The sequence below is a fragment of the Kitasatospora sp. NPDC094016 genome (genome assembly GCF_040304045.1).
In the GTDB taxonomy this organism is placed as follows: domain Bacteria; phylum Actinomycetota; class Actinomycetes; order Streptomycetales; family Streptomycetaceae; genus Kitasatospora.
Genome location: NZ_JBEOUK010000020.1, coordinates 20,923 through 38,440, shown reverse-complemented (window position 1 = coordinate 38,440; position 17,518 = coordinate 20,923). Strand labels below are relative to the sequence as shown.

At 74.0% G+C, this 17,518-nt stretch carries 10 protein-coding genes; 5 read left to right on the top strand and 5 right to left on the bottom strand.

Translation table 11 applies throughout. The annotated features are described in order from the left end of the window. Positions 1-3 precede the first annotated feature (3 nt). Positions 4-1,464: a helix-turn-helix domain-containing protein gene (locus ABT015_RS19985; protein ID WP_350880778.1), complete on the bottom strand. Its 1,461-nt coding sequence runs from the start codon at positions 1,462-1,464 to the stop codon at positions 4-6. Positions 1,465-1,766: 302 nt separating this feature from the next. Between ABT015_RS19985 and ABT015_RS19980 the strand changes: the two genes are divergently transcribed. Both ABT015_RS19980 and ABT015_RS19975 read left to right on the top strand, forming a co-directional pair. Then, positions 1,767-4,973: a M28 family peptidase gene (locus tag ABT015_RS19980; protein ID WP_502897357.1), complete on the top strand. Its 3,207-nt coding sequence runs from the start codon at positions 1,767-1,769 to the stop codon at positions 4,971-4,973. Positions 4,974-5,167: 194 nt separating this feature from the next. Beyond that, entirely contained in the window at positions 5,168-6,406 is a 1,239-nt protein-coding gene (locus tag ABT015_RS19975; RefSeq protein WP_350880776.1) for a cytochrome P450, read from the top strand. A 7-nt stretch (positions 6,407-6,413) separates the two neighbouring features. On the opposite strand, the gene ABT015_RS19970 is transcribed toward ABT015_RS19975, so the two are convergent. Beyond that, positions 6,414-6,872, bottom strand: a complete 459-nt coding sequence (locus ABT015_RS19970) for a MerR family transcriptional regulator (RefSeq protein ID WP_350880774.1) — start codon at positions 6,870-6,872, stop codon at positions 6,414-6,416. 107 nt (positions 6,873-6,979) lie between these two features. On the opposite strand from ABT015_RS19970, the gene ABT015_RS19965 reads away from it, so the two are divergent. The 3 genes from ABT015_RS19965 (at position 6,980) to ABT015_RS19955 (ending at position 9,962) form a co-directional block, all read left to right on the top strand. Further along, positions 6,980-8,185, top strand: coding sequence for an MFS transporter (locus ABT015_RS19965; protein ID WP_350880772.1), 1,206 nt, complete (start codon positions 6,980-6,982; stop codon positions 8,183-8,185). A gap of 71 nt (positions 8,186-8,256) precedes the next feature. Continuing rightward, positions 8,257-8,556 (top strand): muconolactone Delta-isomerase family protein, encoded by a 300-nt coding sequence (locus tag ABT015_RS19960; protein WP_350880770.1) that lies wholly within the window; start codon positions 8,257-8,259, stop codon positions 8,554-8,556. Positions 8,557-8,864: 308 nt separating this feature from the next. Continuing rightward, entirely contained in the window at positions 8,865-9,962 is a 1,098-nt protein-coding gene (locus tag ABT015_RS19955) for an eCIS core domain-containing protein (RefSeq protein ID WP_350880768.1), read from the top strand. Positions 9,963-10,021: 59 nt separating this feature from the next. On the opposite strand, the gene ABT015_RS19950 is transcribed toward ABT015_RS19955, so the two are convergent. The 3 genes from ABT015_RS19950 to ABT015_RS19940 form a co-directional block, all read right to left on the bottom strand. Further along, complete coding sequence (locus ABT015_RS19950; RefSeq protein WP_350880766.1) at positions 10,022-10,717, bottom strand: DUF7158 domain-containing protein; 696 nt, start codon at positions 10,715-10,717, stop codon at positions 10,022-10,024. Then, positions 10,714-14,934, bottom strand: a complete 4,221-nt coding sequence (locus tag ABT015_RS19945; RefSeq protein ID WP_350880764.1) for a glycoside hydrolase family 38 N-terminal domain-containing protein — start codon at positions 14,932-14,934, stop codon at positions 10,714-10,716. Before ABT015_RS19945 ends, ABT015_RS19950 begins: the two co-directional genes overlap by 4 nt. Positions 14,935-15,018: 84 nt before the next feature. Continuing rightward, a complete protein-coding gene (locus ABT015_RS19940; RefSeq protein ID WP_350880762.1) occupies positions 15,019-17,463 on the bottom strand; it encodes an endo-beta-N-acetylglucosaminidase in 2,445 nt (814 codons plus the stop codon). Positions 17,464-17,518: the final 55 nt, after the last annotated feature.

Here is a 17,518-nt window from a genome sequence, read left to right as displayed (position 1 = left end):
CCGTCAGGATCCGGCCAGCTCCGCCAGCCGCCACGCCTCGTCCGGCCGGTACGCCGCGAGGCGGTCGCGCAGACCGCGCAGCTCGTACCCGACCAGAGCCGGCAGGGCCGCCGCCGGGGCGGTCTCCAGGGCGGGCCCGAGCAGTTGGACGGCCGTCTGCGGGTCGTGCGCGCAGGCGTGGCAGTCCGCCACCCGGACGGTGAAGAGGAGCCGGCTGGAAGGGAGCTGGGCCGGGCCGAGCAGGCCGAGCGCGGTCTCGGCCGCGGTCAGCGCCCGGCGGGCCAGCCGGGGGTCGTCGACGACCGCGGCGAGGTCGCGCAGCGCGGCGGCCGCGCCGGACTCCACCCGCAGCCGCATCGAGGCGATGGAGAGCCAGGGCGCGTCGTCCTCGTCCCGGGCGCCGATGTGGTCCAGGTGCAGCCGGGCGCGGCCGAGGTGCCGGATGGTGGCCCGGACGTCGCCGGTGAGGGCGTGCGCACGGGCCTGGCCGATCTGGCCCATCGCGCCGGCCCAGTGCCGGCCGGGGGCGGCGCGGCCGGTCTCCCGGGCGTAGCCGAGGGCGGCGGCCGGGTCGCCGTCCATCCGGGCGAGGGTGCTCATGTCGCTCAGTGCGGCGACCTGGGTGGCCTGGTCCCCGGCGAGCTCCGCCCAGGCGAGCGCGCGGTCGAAGCAGGCCATCGCGGTGGCGTTGCGGCCGTCCTGCATCCGCAGCGCGCCCGCGGCGTGCGCGTGCTCGGCGGCCAGCCGGGCGAGCGGGCGGCGCTGCGCGGCGGGGGCGGCGGCGAGCCGGGCGAGCACGGCCTGCAAGGTGCGCTCGACGGCGGCGGCCAGGCCCGGCAGGCCGCCGGCCTCGCCGGAGCGCAGGTGGGCGGCGAGCAGCCCGGTGAGGGCGTGTGCGGTGGCGGCGTCCAGGGGCGGCGCGGCGGCCGGGTTCGCGGCACAGAACTCGGCGTGCAGCACGGCGAGTTCGACCGGTCCGGGGACGTCGCAGCCGTCGGCGCCGTGCAGCGGGCAGAGCAGCCCGTAGTCGGGCAGCCGGGGCGGCGGCTGGGCGGGGGCGCTCCAGCGGGCCGGGCCGCCGGGCCCGTTCACGGCCGCGGTGGGCAGCGGGGGCCGCAGCAGGGCGGGCGCGAGGGGCGCCAGGGAGGGCAGTTCGGCGGTCTCGGCCCGCTGGCAAGCGGCCCGCAACTCGCCGCCCGCGCCGAGGAGTTCGTCGATCCGGTCGGCGATCCGGGGGGTGACCCGGCGGGCGCCGTGCTCGATCTTGCTCACCGCGGTGTGGTCGTAGCCGATGCCGGCGCCGAGTTGGGCCTGGGTGAGGCCGGCCCGGCGCCGCCAGTGGCGCAGCCGGGCGCCGAAGTCCCGCCAGGCGCCGAGCTCCTGGGCCGGCGGTGCGGCGGGTGGGGCGCCGGACGGGGACGGAGGTGCGGACGCCGGTGCCACGGCCACGCGGTTGCGGTGCACGGCTGCCTCCTCCGGTCGCTTCCCCCGGGCCCCTCGCCAACCTTCCGACCATCAGGACGGTACTCGATGACACCCGGTCCGTACATGAGGTGGTCTCAACCACTCGGGCAAAAGCCCAGCTTGACGGAATTTGCCAACCCTATGCATCGCGTGCACCAGCCATTGACCAGAGCATGACGCCGTGTGAGGGTTCCGGCACCCGAACGCGGACGGCCCGCACGGCCGTCCCCCAGACACGGCCCTGCGGTGCGCCACCAGCCATGCCGTCCGCGGTCGAGGACCCCCACATGCTAGGAGCCTCGATGCAACGCAGAGTTTCCACAGGACGGTTGCTGACCACGGCGACCACCCTGACCGTGCTGGCCGGCATGATCGCCGCCACGGCCGGGCCGGCCACCGCCGCGCCCACCCCCTCTCCCGCACCACCCAGCGCCCTCGCGGCAGCCGTCAACGCCGCCGACGCGGCCGCGGCCGCCGGTCTGGACGCACTGGCCAAGGGCCCCGGCGAGACCTACGAGCGCCGGGCCGTCACCCCCTGGCTCGGCGGCCTCTACTCCGTCGCCTACGACCGCAGCTACCGCGGCCTGCCGGTGGTCGGCGGCGACGCCGTGGTGCTCGCCGACAGCCAGGGCAAGGTCCGCGGCCTCCAGTCGGCCGCCACCGGGCCGGTCGGCGGCTCGATAACCCCGCAGGTCAGCGCGGCGAACGCGGAGAAGACCGCGCGCACCAAGCTGGCCGCGGTGGACTCGGTGGCCGAGCGCCGCCTGGTCGTCCGGGTCAAGGACGGCGCGAGCCGACTCGCCTGGGAGACCGTCCTCAAGGGCCGCACCGAGAGCGCGCCGAGCACGTTGCACGTCTTCGTGGACGCCGCCAGCGGCGAGGTGATCGACAGCTACGACGATGTCCGCGCCGGCACCATCAACAGCAAGTGGAACGGCCCCGGCCCGCTGACCATCAGCACCACCAACTCCGGCGGCTCGTACTCGCTGCGCGACCCGAACCGGCCCGGCCTGACCTGCTCCGACTACAGCAGCGGCCAGGTGTTCAGCAAGTCCTCCGACTCCTGGGGCACCGGCAACCCCTCCAGCAAGGAGACCGGTTGCGCCGACGCCATGTGGGCGGCCCAGAAGGAATGGGACATGCTCCGCGACTGGCTCGGTCGCAACGGCCACAACGGCAACGGCGGCAGCTGGCCGGTCAAGGTCGGCCTCAACGACGTCAACGCCTACTGGGACGGCAGCTCCGTCTCCATCGGCCACAACCAGAACAACGAGTGGATCGCCGCCCAGGACGTCGTCGGCCACGAGTTCGGCCACGGCATCGACCAGTACACGCCCGGCGGCGCCAACAACGAGAACGGCCTGGGCGAGGGCACCGGCGACATCTTCGGCGCGCTCACCAAGGAGTACGTCAACCAGCCCGCGCCCTACGACTACCCCGACTACCAGGTCGGCCGGCAGGTCAACCTGGTCGGCCAGGGGCCGATCCGCAGCCTCTACCAGCCCTCCCTGGTCAACAACGACCCGAACTGCTACTCCTCCTCCATCCCCAGCACCGAGGTGCACGCGGCGGCCGGCCCGCTGAACCACTGGTTCTACCTCCTGGCGATGGGCTCCAACCCGGGTGGCGGCAAGCCCACCAGCCCGACCTGCAACAACTCCTCGGTCACCGGTATCGGCGTCAAGCAGGCCGGCCAGATCTTCTACGGCGGCATGCTGCTCAAGACCAGCGGCATGACCTACAAGCGGTACCGCACCACCACCCTGACCGCCGCCAAGAACCTCGACCCGACCTGCAACTACTTCAACCGGACCAAGGCCGCCTGGGACGCGATCAGCCTGCCCGCGCAGAGCGGCGACCCGACCTGCACGCCGTCCGGCAACAACGACTTCTCGCTCGCGCTCGGCCCGGCCTCCGGCTCGGTCCAGCCCGGCGCCTCGACCACGGCGACGGTCTCCACCGCCGTCACCTCGGGCACCGCGCAGACCGTCAACCTGACCGCCTCGGGCGCCCCGACCGGGGTCACCGCGACGCTCAACCCCTCCTCCGTGCAGACGGGTTCGTCCGCGACGCTGACCCTGTCGGCCTCCTCGGGCGCCCCGGCCGGGACGTACGTGATCACCGTCACCGGCACCGCCGGCGCGGCCACCCACACCGCCCAGTACACCCTGACCGTCGGCGGTGGGGGCACCCCCGGCGGGCCCGCGCCCGACATCGACGTCGCCAAGGTCCAGGCCCACCTGACCCAGCTGAACACCATCGCCAGCCAGAACGGCGGCAACCGCCGGGCCGGCAGCGCCGGGCACAGCCAGTCCGTGGCGTACATCAAGGGCAAGCTGCAGGCCGCCGGCTACACCGTGACCGAGCAGACCTGCACCTCCTGCACCTACCAGTCCAACAACCTGATCGCCGACTGGCCCGGCGGCCCCGCCGACCAGGTCACCATGTTCGGCGCCCACCTGGACAGCGTCTCGGCCGGTCCCGGCATCAACGACAACGGCTCCGGCTCGGCCACCCTGCTGGAGAACGCCCTCGTCCTCGCCCAGCAGAACCCCACCCTGACCCGGCACGTCCGGTTCGCCTGGTGGACCGGTGAGGAGCAGGGCCTCCAGGGCTCGCAGTCCTACGTCGGCCAGCTCAGCTCCACCCAGCGCTCCGCGATCAAGTCCTACTACAACTTCGACATGGTCGGCTCGCCCAACGCCGGCTACTTCATCAACAACATCACCTCCGCCGCCTCCGCCCCGATGAAGGCCTACTGGGACTCCCTCAACCTCCAGCCGGAGGAGAACGTCGAGGGCCAGGGCCGCTCGGACGACTACTCCTTCCAGCAGGCCGGCATCCCCACCTCCGGCTACGCGGCCGGCGCCGACGCCGTCAAGACCTCCGGCCAGGCGGCCAAGTGGGGCGGCAGCGCGGGCCGTTCGTACGACTCCTGCTACCACCAGTCCTGCGACACCACCAGCAACATCGACCCGACCGCGCTGAACCGCAGCGCCGACGGCGTGGCCTACACCATCTGGAAGACCTCCGTCGGCGGCACCACCCCCGCCAACGACTTCTCCCTCGCGGTGAACCCGGCCACCGCCACCGTCAACCCCGGCGACTCGGCCACCGCGACGGTCTCCACCGCCACCACCTCCGGCTCCGCCCAGACGGTCAACCTGACCGCCTCCGGCGCCCCGGCGGGTGTGACGGTCTCCTTCAGCCCGTCCTCGGTGCAGTCCGGCGCCTCGGCCTCGCTGACCATCGCGACCGCCGCGAACACGGCGGCCGGCACCTACAGCATCACGCTCACCGGCACCGGCTCCGCCACCCACAGCACCAGCTTCTCGCTGGTCGTGGGCAACGGCCCGACCAACCCCGGCGGCACCTGGACGCCCGGCACCACCTACCAGGCGGGCGACGTCGTGACCTACAACGGGGTCAGCTACCGCTGCCTCCAGGGCCACACCGCCCAGGTCGGCTGGGAGCCGCCCATCGTCCCCGCCCTGTGGCAGGCCGTGTGACCCTTAGGGCACCCGCCTGACACCCCGTAAGCCGCTGCGCCGCGGTCCGTCGAGGGGGACGGATCGCGGCGCAGCTGTGTGCCGGACGCACCCTCCGGGTCACCGGGCGTAACCGGTCCGCCACCCGACTGCCGTACAGTCTGCCGCGGGGCGGGCCGCCCGCCCACGACGGCCGACCCCCGAGGAGACTCCCGGTGACCACCGACACCCGCCCCGTACCGGAGCTGGCCGCCGAGGCCGTCGAGCAGTGGCGCAGCGAGGAGGCCGACCTCGTCGACCTGCTCGCCCGGGCGCAGCGCGGCCTCGGCGGCATCGCCGCCTTCCGGCTCGGCCCCACGCCCACCGTGCTGGTCACCGACCCGGCCGCCGTACAGCACGTGCTCGGCCGCCACCCCGACCGCTACGTCAAGCGCTCGCACCGCGCGCGGATGCTGGTCGGCGACGGCGTGCTCTCCGCCACCGGAGCCGCCTGGAAACGCCAACGGCGGCTGCTGCAGTCCCAGTTCACCGGCACCGGGATGCGCCGCTACGAGCAGCGGATCGCCGCCGCCGCCCGCCGGACGGCCGACCGCTGGGAGGGGTACGCGCGCACCGGCGAGACCTTCGACCTCGGCGAGGAGATGCGCGGATTCGCCCTCGACACCGTCTGGCGGTCCCTCACCGGGCTGCCGCTGGACGACCGTACCGACCGTGAACTCCGTTCCGTGGAACGGGTGGTGGCAGCCATGCCGACCCTGCCCACGGACGCCGGGGACGCCCGGGACGCCGTCGCCGCCGACCTCGCCCGGATCGACGCCGTCGCGCTGGCCGCCATCGACGCGGCACGCTCGGCGACCGACGCCGAGGAGCCCGGCGTGCTGCGGGTCCTGCTCGACGCCGCGGCCCAACACCCCGAGTACACCGACCGGTTGATCCGCGACGAACTCGTCACCCTGCTCGTCGCCGGGCACGAGACCACCGCCACCACCCTGACCTGGCTCTTCCTCCTCCTCGACCGCCACCCCGAGGCGCGCGGCGCGGACCCGCAGGCCCTGGTCGGCGAGGCCCTGCGGCTCTACCCCCCGGCCTGGCTGCTCCCCCGGCACGCCGTCGAGGACGACGTGATCGACGGCCACCGCATCGCCGCCGGCACCGACGTCCTGGTCTGCCCCTACCTCACCCACCGCGACCCGGCCCTGTGGCCCGACCCCGAACGCTTCGACCCCGCCCGCTTCACCGCCACCGGCACCCGCCCCACCCAGCTCGGCGCGTACCTCCCCTTCGGCCTCGGCGCCCGCGCCTGCCTCGGGACCCAGTTCGCCCTCCGCGAGACCACCGCGCTGCTCGAACTCCTGCTGCCCGCCCACACCGTGCGGTTCCGCTCCGTCCCGACCGGCTCCGCCTACAGCATCACCGTCCGGCCCGACGGGCCGACGCCGGCGGTGCTGGGGTAGGTCCTGTTCAACCGATCCCGGTCGCGGGCGCGGGCGGGAGGAAGTCGTCGGCCAGCTCCTCGCCGGCGAGGGCGGCGGCGACGCGGGCGTCGATGTGCGCGTGGGTGACCGGGCAGTCGAGCGGGCGGTCGCGGTGGCAGTCGAGCATGTGGGTCAGGACGGCCGCGGCGCGCTCCAGGCGGCGGGCGCGGGCCGCCATCTCGTCCCGCTGCGCCGCCAGCAGGGCCTTCCGCTCCCCCGCCTGCTCGCTCGCCATCACGGCGGCCGTCCCGGCGAGCGGGATCATGCCGTCCACGTGCCAGAGCTGGACCAGGGCGAGGCGTTCCAGGGCCGCCCGGTCGTACTGGCGCACCCGGCCGCGGCGGGCGGCGGGGGTGATCAGGCCGCAGTCCTCGTAGTAGCGCAGGGCGGGGACGGAGAGGCCGAAGGCCTTCGCCACCTCGGTGATCGAGTGGAGCTGCTCCACGTGTCGTCTCCTTCACGGTTCACGGCCGGCGGGTTGCGCTCAAGCACACTTGAGCGCGGAAGCTTAGGCAAGCCTAACTTCCTGCCGCAGCGAAGGGTTCGCCGCTCATGCCGCTCAGCACCGCCTCCGCCCCCAGCTCCGCCCCCGACCAAGCCTCACCCGGCCGCGCCGCCCCCGCCTCCGGCGCGCTGCTCGTCGTCGGCTTCGTCCTGCTCAGCCTCAACACCCGGGTCGCGTTCGGGCAGGTCGGACCGCTCGCGCCGGTCGCCGGCTGGGGCCAGGGCACCGTCACCGTGCTCGGGCTGCTGCCCCCGCTCTGCATGGGCCTGTTCGCACCGCTCGGCGCCCTCGCCCGGCGGCGGATCGGCGAGGAGCGCGGGCTGTTCTGGGCGAGCGTGCTGCTCGTCGTGGGCGCGCTGCTGCGCACGGCGGGCCTGCCCGGGCTCTACGCGGGGACGGTGCTGGTGGGCATCGCGGTGGCGGTCGTCAACGTGCTGATCCCGGTGTTCGTCCGGGCCCGCTTCGCGCCCCGGCGGATCGGCACCATGATGGGCGTCTACGCCCTCGCGATGGGCGCCGGGTCGGCCGTGGTCGCCGCCCTCGTCGCGCCGGTCGCCGACGCGTGGTCCTGGCGGGCCGCGATCGGCCTCGCCGTCCTCCCGGCCGTCCTCGCGGCGGCGGGCATGGCGCCGCAGCTGCGGGTGGAACGGCGGATACCGGCCGCCGCCGCGCGGGTGCGCCGCCGGCCCGTCGGCCGCACCGCGCTCGCCTGGAGCCTCACCGCCTTCTTCGGCATCCAGACCCTGGTCTTCTACGCCACCCTCGCCTGGCTGCCCTCGATCCTGGTCGACGCGGGCCTCAGCCGCACCGCCGCCGGCACCGACCAGGCCGTCCTCATCCTCGGCCTCGCCGTCGGCGGCTTCCTCGCGCCCGTCCTCGCCGCCCCCCGCGCCGACCAGCGGCCGCACCTGCTCGCCGTGGTGGCCGTCTGCGTCCTCGGCCTGCTCGGCATCGTGCTCGCCCCCGCCACCGGCGCTCCGCTCTGGGCCGGCATCCTCGGCATCGGCATGGGCGGCGGCCAGGCCCTGGCCGCCGTGCTCTTCGCCCGCCGGGGCACCGACCACGACCACGTCGCCGCGCTCTCCACCATGGCCCAGACCTGCGGCTACCTCCTCGCCGCCACCGGCCCCGCCCTCACCGCCGCCCTCCACAGCGCCACCGGCTCCTGGACGGCCCCGCTGCTGACCATGGTCGGCCTGCTGCTGGCCGGCTCCGTCCTCAGCCTGCGCGCCGGCCACGACGCCCGGCCGTGACCGGCGTGGCTCCGCACCCCCGGCGCCTGCGCCCCTCGATACTCCGGTAGACCCGTAACGAGAGGACGCCGATGGAATTCCTGGTCGACATGGTGACCACCGTCCCGGACAAAACCACCGACGAGGCGATCGCCGACCTGCGGGCCCGCGAGGCGCGGCGGTCGGGCGAACTCGCCGCCCAGGGCGTCCTGTTGCGGCTCTGGCGCCCGCCGCTCGCCCCCGGCGAATGGCGCACCTGGGGCCTGTTCAGCGCCCCCGACGAGGAGCGGTTGGAACAAGCGCTCGCCACCATGCCCCTGCGGGTATGGCGCCAGGACACCGTCACCCCGCTCTCCCCCCACCCCAACGACCCCGGCCTTCGGCAGCACTAGCGGGGCCATCGGGCCGTGCCCGGGCCGCTGACGAGGGATGTGGCCCCGGGGGACATCGGACGTTGCCCTGACGTACCTTCCGCTGGAGGTACGGGGTCGAACAGACTGGGAGTGACTGTCGCCGATCCCTCGAAGGGGCCCTTCCTGTGCGTGCCCATGACTCCGGTAGTGCGTTTACCGCCGACCGACGACCGGGCCGTACCAGTCGGCCCACCGCTCCCGCCCGGCTGCCGCCCGGTGCCCGGGCGGTGACGCCGGCGGCGCTCACCGCCATGCAGCGGGCCGTGGGCAATACCGTGGTGAGCCGGATGCTGGAGCAGGAACAGGAACAGCACGCCGCGGCCGACGTGCAGCGCTCCGCCGTCCACGAGGTGCTGCGGAGCCCCGGCACGCCGATGGCCGACGGGCTCCGGGCCGAGATGGAGACGCGGCTGGGCGCAGACTTCTCCGATGTCCGGCTGCACACGGGTGCGACCGCCCGGGAGTCGGCGGCGGGGATCGGCGCCCGGGCGTACACCTCGGGCAGCCACATCGTGCTCGGTGCCGGAGGGGGCGACAAGCACACGCTCGCACACGAGTTGACCCATGTCATCCAGCAGCGCAGCGGCCCCGTCGCGGGCACCGACAACGGGAGTGGGCTGCGGGTCAGCGACCCCTCGGACCGGTTCGAGCGCGAGGCCGAGGCGAACGCCTCCCGGGTGCTGTCCCGGCCGCTCGCCCGGGAGTCCGAAGCGGAGCACGCGGCCCACGCGCACGGCACGCAGGCCGCCGAGCCCTCGGTGCAGCGGCGCCCCACGGCGAAACCCGCCGGGGAGGAGGGCGAGCACACCCACGTCGACGCCGACTATCCGGGCCTGCGGCTCATCCTGGACCAGGAGCTGACCGACGAGCACTACGAGAAGATCTACCAGCTCGCGGGCTCCGAGGAACGCGTGATCTTCGACGAGGACGGCAGCTACGGGTACATCAAGGTCGACGACGGCCTGGAGACCTACTACAAGCTCGTCAACATGGAGGTCGGCCCCGAGCAGGCGCAGGCGGACCTGAGCGGCCACGTCAACCGGCAACGGGACTCCAGCTACCACGTCCGGGCCGGTGCCGGGACCTTCGAGGGCGGGCAGATCAACCAGTTGCAGGACTTCGCCGCGCAGGGCGTGCGTCCCGGCCAGCTGGTCGAGGTGAGCGTCGCGTTGCTGCAGCAGGCCAGCGGTCGGGCGCAGACCGTGGCGGGCGGGCTCGACGAGAAGCGGCTCAGCGCCGCCGTCACCGGCATGAGGAACAGCGCCGCGCTCGAACCGATCAAGATCCGGGTCGACGGGGGCGGCATCAGCATCCAGGACGGAAACCACCGCCTGGGCGCGGCCGTCGAGCTGGGCTCCGCGTACGCGCCCTGCAAGATCGTCTGACCGCCCGCGCCGCTGCCGACCTCGCCGGTGATCCCGGCGAGGTCGGCAGCGGTGGTGCCTCAGTGGCGGTGGTGGTTGTCGGGCTGGGCCGGGTCGCCGGGGTGTTCCAATCCCTCGACGAGGGTGAGGCGTCGGGCGCGCTCGTGGTCGAGCCAGCGGACGAAGGCGGCGCGTCGGGCGGCCTCGGTGAGGTCGGCGGTGGGGTCGTGCTCCTCGGTGACGGTGTGCACGGAGCGGAGGGCGGCCGTCCAGGGGCCGGCGGTGACCCAGGTGCCGGGCGGGGCCTCGCGGAGGGCTTCGGCGAGGGCGCTCGGGAGGGTGTCGGGGTCGGCGTCGAGTTCGCCGTCGGGGAGGGCGAGGTGCCAGACGGCCGACGGCGGGCGGGCGGTCAGGGTGCGGTAGTGGGCGAGGTCGTCGGCGGAGGGTTCGACGGCGGCGGTGACCGACGCGTAGACGGCCCGGACGGCCGCGCTGCCCTCGTAGGCGGCGGCGGTGATGGAGCCGAGTTCGACGGCGGCCTGCTGGTCCAGCCGGGCCGGGCCGGTGGACCGTACGGGCAGGTCGCGCTCGGTGGCGACCGCCTCGCACAGCGCCTCGGTCAGCAGCACCTGGGCGACCCAGCGGGTGAGCTGGCGGTCCTCCGAACTGCCGGGCTGGGGCAGGGCGGTGGAGCGCGGGCCGGTGCGGAGGGCGGCCAGGCGGTGGTCGAGGGCGGTACGCGGGAGCGGCCGGCCGTCGAGCAGACCGAGGGTCATGCCTCCACCTCCAGGGCGACGGTCGGGGCGTACTGGCAGCGGCCGAACCACATGACCTTGGCCAGCGCCCAGTACGCGCCGGGGTCGGTGGATTCGGGGGCGGCGATCTCGAAGTCCACGGTCGAGGACGATCCGGCCGGGACGGTGAAGCCGCGGACCGGGTCGGCGATGGCCTCCCAGGTGCCCCAGGGGGAGACGAGTTGGAGTTCGCCGCGGATCTCGCCGCGGGTGCGGTTGGTGAGGGTGAGGCCGAGGGTGGTGCGGTCGCCCGGGGTGACGCGCAGGGCCTCCTCGGAGACGGCGACGTCCAGGCCGGTGTCGCGGCCGGCGGTGGCCTTGGTGCCCTGGGCGATCGTCCAGTCCTCGGGGGTGTCGCCGGGGACGGGCAGCAGGTCGGGGAGGTCGCCGACGGCGATGGTCACGACGTCCTCGATCTCCTGGCCGTCGTGCGCGATCCGGACGGCGGCGAAGTGCAGGCCGGGCAGCGCATCGGCGGGCGGGGTGAGGGTGACCGGGAAGCGCAGGTGGCCGCCGGGCTCCAGCCGGTAGGGGCGGCTGCCGAGGCTGGTCTGCCAGCCCTCGGGCGGCAGGACGACGGCCGTGCCCTCGACCGCCGCGTCGCGCAGTTGCGAGGACAGGGCGACGGAGAGTTCGACCGCCTCGCCGTCCGTCCGCAGCAGGCCGGGCGAGACGCCGACGGAGACCGGCAGGTAGCCGAGCGGCGCCGGGCCCCGGTTGTGCAGCCAGTAGCGGGCGTGGACGGGCTGCGCGGGTTCGGCGACCGGGCCGAGGACCGGGCCGCCGGGTGCGGCGGAGACGCCGGGGGCGGCGAGCAGGGTGGCGATCTGCGAGCCGGCGAGGTCGACGCGTTCGGTGGCCTCACCGAGGGGGCGTTCCAGCAGGTCGGCGGGCCGCAGGTGGCTCAGCCCGAGTGCGCCGCCGAGTTCCGCCGTGCGCCCGAGACCGGTCGACTCGACCAGCCGGACGGCGAGTTCGCTCCCGACCGGTGCCGCCGAGCCGTGCGCGATGGGGTTGCCGGCGGGCTTGAGCGCGCCGAGCAGGACTTCGCGCTGCGGTTCGATCCGCAGCCAGGAGAGGGTGGCCGGCAGCGGGCCGTCCTGGAGCGGCGCGATCCGGGCGTGGAGCGGGTGGTTGAACTCCTGGCCCTGGGCGGGCAGGGTCTGGCTCCGCCAGTCGCCGGGGCCGCCGACCAGTGCGTAACTGAACTCGTGGGTCCAGTGCTGGAGTTGGAAGGAGGCGCCGTCGGGCAGGGTGCGCCGGGGCGGGTCGATCCAGACGCCGGAGGGCCAGCCGGTGCAGGAGCGCATCAGCGAGAGGTGCAGGGCTCCGGTGCTGTCGACCGCGAAGCCGGGCAGGCCGAAGCTGAGCAACGCGACGGTGTGGTCGGCGAGTTGGTCCACGACCTCGGACGGGCAGACGGCGCCGATCCGGGCGTCGGCGAGGTCGGCGACCAGCGCGGCGGCGTCCGTGACGACCAGCGCGGGCAGTGCCCGCAGGTCCCGCAGGTCGGCGCCGGGCTGCCAGACCTCGGCGAGCGGGGTGAGCGCGGGCACCCAGACCGCGCCGTGCGTCTTGAGGACGCTCGCGTACTCCTCGCCGGCCCGCTCGATCAACTCCCGGGCGGCGTCGTTCTCCTCCGGCCCGCCGAGGACGATCCGGAAGTCGGGCAGGTTGGAGTCGACGTCCAGCCAGCCGTACCGGGCCCAGTCGGCGCCGGAGGTGGTGGCGGTGACGCCGACCCGGGCGAGGGCGACCACCAGCGGGCGGGCGTCGGCGGCGTCGTCCAGGCTCGGCACGACCACCTCGGCGACGCCCAACGCCCGCTCCCCCAGCGGCGATCCGGCGGGATCGGACAGCACGGCGCGCGCGGTGGCACCGAGGCCGAACCAGGTGTTGGCCGGGTTGTCCAAGGTCCACGGCGCCTCGGCGCAGTCGACGTCGGGCAGGGCGAAGCCGCGCCCGACGACGGCCCCGGCGACCTCGCTGACCGGCAGCGCGCCGGGCAGGTCGACGGGGAAGCGCAGCCGCAGCAGCCGGTCGGCGCCGGAGTAGTCGACGACCCGGGTCCGGCAGTCGACCCGGTCGAGGCCGCGCCACAGGGTGACGGTCTGCTCGTAGCGGATCCCGTCGACGGTGCCGCCGATCACCAGCCGCTCACCGAGCGGGCCGGTCTCGCGGCGCACGTCGGCCGGGGCCGTGCCGGAGCCGCGCACCGGTCCGCTGGGCACCAGGTGCCAGGGGCCCTCGCCGAAGTCGGGGTGCTGCGGGTACTCCTCGTAGACCCGCAACTCGTTGCCGATCCGGCCGCCCTGGATCAACTCTCGGTCGTGCAGGAGGTCGTGGACGGAGGACAGGCCGCCGCCACGGACGGGGTCGGCGCTCACCCGGTAGCGGTCGTTGGTGATCACCACGCCCTCGGCCGCCGTCCAGGGCTCCGCCGCCGGGCCCTCCACCAGCCGCCAGGTGCGCCAGCCGAGCGCGGGGACGTCGGCGGCGAGGAAGCGCAGGGCTCCCCGGTCGACGGTGCTCGGCACGGGCTCGCCCCGGTCGTCGAGCACCCGTACCGCCCCGGTCTGCGGGGGCAGTTGGACGACGACCAGGTCGGTCCGGTCGAAGGAGAGCGTGTTGGTGACGACCACCGCCGACCCGGCGGCCACCGCCGACCCGCTGGCCCCCTCCGGGCGGACACCGGCGGTGGAGATCCGCGCGGTCAGCGCGTCCAGCGCCTCGTCCCGGACGGCGGCCGCGAGGTCGTGGGCCTCGCGCCAGCCGCCGAGCAGGTCGAGGTAGACCTGGTCGGACTCGGAGCCGGTGATGGCGTCGTGGTGGGCGCCGTAGGCGAGTTGGCGCCAGACCTTGTCGAGGGCGGCGGTGGGGTACTGCCCCAGGCCGTGGACGGCGGCGAGGGTGGCGAGCTTCTCGGCGTCGGCGGCGGCGACCTCGCCGGCCCGCTGGGCCTGCTTGGTGTCGATGTACGAGACGTCCTTGCCGGTGTAGACCGGGTTCATGTCGCGGGTCTGCGGGCTGGGCCGCCGGCCGGTGGCGGCGAGTTCGGCCCGGACGGCGTCGAGGAAGTCGCGCGGGGTGGCGCAGACGAAACGCGGCCAGAGGTACTTGGCGGCCCAGGAGCGGTGGATCTCGGTGACCCACTTGTTGGGCGGGGTGTAGTCGGTGCCGACGGGCAGCAGCAGGTTCCTGGTCGCGCCGACGGGCTTGAGCTTGCGGTACAGCTCGTAGACGGCCTGTTCGGCGGTGGCGAGGTCCGGGGAGGAGTCCATCCACCAGCCGGCCGAGTAGTGGTGCGGCATGTAGTGGGTGAGCACGCCCTCGCCGGAGGGGGCGATCCACTCGAACTCGCTCGGGAACTGCATCACCCGGGCGTCGTCCTTGGCCTCGCGGAAGTTCTTCTGGATCGGGCCCCACTGGTGGAAGGGGCCGCGGGCCCAGGCGCTGCCGGTGAGGCCGGCCGCGGCGAGGTGGCCGGGGAACTGCGGGTCGTGCCCGAACACGTCGAGCTGCCAGGCGGTCTGCGGGTCTCCGCCGAGGATGTCGCGCTGGTAGCCGATGCCGTAGACGAGGTTGCGGATGGTGGTCTCGGCGCCGGTGAGGTTGGTGTTGGGCTCGTTGTAGGTGCCGCCGACGAGTTCGACCTGGCCGCGCTCCAGCAGCGTGCGCAGGGTCTCGCGGCGCTCGGGGTGCTGGTCGAAGTACGGCTTGAGGTAGTCGACTTCGGCGAGGACGAACTTGTACACCGGGTCCCGCAGCGCGAGGTCCATGTGCGCGTCGACGAGCGCGAAGCCGTTGCGCTCCCAGAGGGGCCGGGTGGTGGCGTCGGCGGAGAGCAGTTCCCAGGGGGAGGTGTAGGCGGCCTGGGTGTTCCACCAGACCGGGTCGTAGTGGAAGTGCGAGACCAGGAACATCGTCCAGCCGGGCTCGGCGACCTCCACCAGGGCCTCCACAAAGGCGCCCTCCGCCTCGACGGTGACGGGGAGTTCGGTGCCCGGCTCGGGGGCCCCGGTGAGCTCCAACGGGACTTCGACCAGCCCCGTGCCGGTCGCCTCGCCGCGCACGCCCGGACCGCTGACGGTGATCCGGGCGGCCGGGCCGTCGAGGGTGACCCGCAGCAGTTGGCGCGGGGCTTCCTCGGGGCCGGTGAAGAGGTCGGTGTTCTCGACGGCGGTGATGGTGACCGGCACGGGGAGGGTCCTTTCGGTGCAGGTACGGGGGCCGGGCGCGGGGTCGGGTGCCGCGCGCCCGGCGGGAGTTGCTGACGTGCCCGGTTACTGGCCCCAGGCCTCGAACTCGTAGATGCGGGCGGCCGGGTCGGTGTTCTGGGTGGGCTTGGTGACGACCAGCCGGACGTAGCGGGCGGTGGTGGTCACCGGGTGGGTGGTGGTGCCCGCGGTGTTGCCGGTGACGTCGGCGACCGTCGTCCAGGGGTCGCTGGTGTTCGAGCGGACCTGGATCGAGAAGTCGCGGGTGTTGAAGGCCGCGCTCTCGCCGCCCGCGCCCGCGTGCTTGACCACGAACTTCGACAGCTGCTTGGCCGAACCGAGGTCCACCTCAAGCCACTTGGAGCTGTTCAGGCTGCACCACTTGTCGCCGGTGCCGCCGTTGACGCTGCCGTTGACGGCCTTGGCCGGGCCTTCGTCGGCGTTGCACTGGCCGGAGGCGGTGGCCGGGCGGTTGAGCGCCAGGTTGCCGCCGGTCGCGGGCGGCGTGCCCGTCCAGCCGACGGTGGTGGAGGCGGCGGTGGAGCGGCCGTAGGTGGTGGAGACGGCCTCGACGTCGAGGGTGGTGGCGTCCTCGGTGCCGGCTCGGTCGAGCCGCCCGACGTAGTACGCGTCGTTGGGGGTCGCGCCGAGGAAGGTCCGGCTGCCGTCGGCGTTGCGCCGGTACACCTCGTAGTGGTGGACGTCGCCGCCGGGCGCGGCCGTCCAGGAGAGCCGCAGCGACTGGCTGGAGCCCGCCGTCACGTCGCTCGCACCGAGGACGGTGAGGCCGCTGGGCGCCGCCGGGGCGCCCGCTTCGCCGTCGTGGACGGAGATCTGGCCGATCCGCACGTCGTAGGCGGGGTCGGAGCCGTCGGCCCGGAGGGCGAGCTGGGCGATGGTGCGGCCCGCGTACGGGGCGAGGTCGAGGGTGTGCCGCTCCCAGCCGGTGCCGGAGTTGGCGCCGACGTCGATCGTGGTGAAGCTGTTCGGCGCGTCGGTGAAGGAGACCGCGGCCTTGAGCTTGGTGGGCCCGGCGGCCGGGGTCTTGACGACCAGGTCCAGTTTGGTGTTCGCGGCGACGGGCAGTTTGGTCTCGTACAGCCGCACGGTGTTGGCGGCGTCCAGGGTGCCGGTGAGGCGCAGCGAGGAGCCGCCCTGGTAGGCGTCGGTGAAGTCGACGGACGGGGTGAGCTTGCTGCCGCCGGAGTCGACCATCCACCGGTAGGTCGGCGGAACGTCCTGGAGGGACAGGTTGTTCCAGCCGCCGGTGGCGACCCGGGTGCCGGCGGAGTTGTAGAAGTCCCCCTGCCCGGTGTTGAAGTTGGTGACGAAGGGCTTGGCGGTGATCGGCGAGGACTCGGCGACGTAGCCGGCCAGGCCGGGCCAGCTGTCGGAGGGGTTGGCCTTGGACGGGTCGTTCTTGGCGCCGACCCAGTAGCGGGCGTCCTTGGCGTAGAAGTCGGCCCGGTCGGTGGCGGACTTCCAGGTCCATTCGGGCCGGTAGAGGCCGAGCGAGGTGGTGTGCGGCTGGCCGGTCGGGAAGAGGGACTTCCAGTCGACGCCGGTGTTGTAGCCGTTGGCCTCGGTGTCGATGCCGGAGTAGAGGTCGTACTCGCTGCGGCCGAGTTGCCGGGCCAGCGCGCGGGAGGAGTTCAGGCCGCCGGAGCTCCAGTTGAAGTTCAGGAACATCGAGTCCGAGGTGCGCTTCGAACCGTCCTGGAGGAACGGGGAGTTGGCGGAGGTGAGGGCGTTCTGCCAGTTGACCGAGCCGGAGGTGGTCATGGCGTCGTACCACATGAACTCGGTGCCGCTCTTGGCCTTGCTGTACTGCATGAGGTTGCGCACCTCGGTGGCGAGGGCCGAATCGCCGCCGCCGGTCTCCTGGTTGATGAACCAGCCGTCGAAGCCGTAGTACTGGGCGGCCTGGGCGAGCTTGTCGGCGACGGGGTACGTGTTGCCGGACTTCTGGACGAAGTCGCGGAGCCACTGGAGCTGGCCGCCGTAGGCGGCGGGCGGGAAGAAGACGGTGCCGTAGACCTTGACGCCGTTGCGGTGGGCGGCGTCGATGACGGTCGGGTTGGGGGCGAGGATCAGGCCCTCGCCGGCCGAGCCGCCCCAGAAGACCAGCTTGTCGACGTACTGCCAGTAGCCGAAGGCGTAGTAGTTGGGGTCGGCGGAGCCCTGGGAGGGGTTGTTGGAGGTGGGCCCGAAGGAGACCAGGGAGGCGATCTTCCCCTCGCCGGCGCGGGCGTTGGGGTTGGCTTTGAGGGCGGGGTCGCTGGTGCGCGGCTGGAGCGGGACGCGGGAGCGGTTGAAGCGGGCGTCCGGGTCGGTGGCCGGGTCCCAGTTGAGGATGGTGGAGGGGTACCAGTACGAGGCGTAGGGCTGGGTGCCGGGGGTGCCGGCGGCCGGGGTGGTGGGCGTCTGCGGCCCGGCGTGGGCGGCGGGGGCGGCGCCCAGCACGGCGGCCGCGAGGGCGGCGCTGAGCAGCAGGGGTATCCGTCGTGACATGCGGTGGCTCCGATCGAGCGGAGGTGGGTGGGGGCGGGCCGTCGGCGTGGACGGG

Bases quoted from the DNA above. Each gene is read 5' to 3' on its own strand.
- ABT015_RS19980 (WP_502897357.1), top strand. From the start codon at position 1,767: ATGCAACGCAGAGTTTCCACAGGACGGTTGCTGACCACGGCGACCACC.
- ABT015_RS19965 (WP_350880772.1), top strand. From the start codon at position 6,980: ATGCCGCTCAGCACCGCCTCCGCCCCCAGCTCCGCCCCCGACCAAGCC.
- ABT015_RS19960 (WP_350880770.1), top strand. From the start codon at position 8,257: ATGGAATTCCTGGTCGACATGGTGACCACCGTCCCGGACAAAACCACC.
- ABT015_RS19955 (WP_350880768.1), top strand. From the start codon at position 8,865: ATGCTGGAGCAGGAACAGGAACAGCACGCCGCGGCCGACGTGCAGCGC.
- ABT015_RS19950 (WP_350880766.1), bottom strand. From the start codon at position 10,717: ATGACCCTCGGTCTGCTCGACGGCCGGCCGCTCCCGCGTACCGCCCTC.
- ABT015_RS19940 (WP_350880762.1), bottom strand. From the start codon at position 17,463: ATGTCACGACGGATACCCCTGCTGCTCAGCGCCGCCCTCGCGGCCGCC.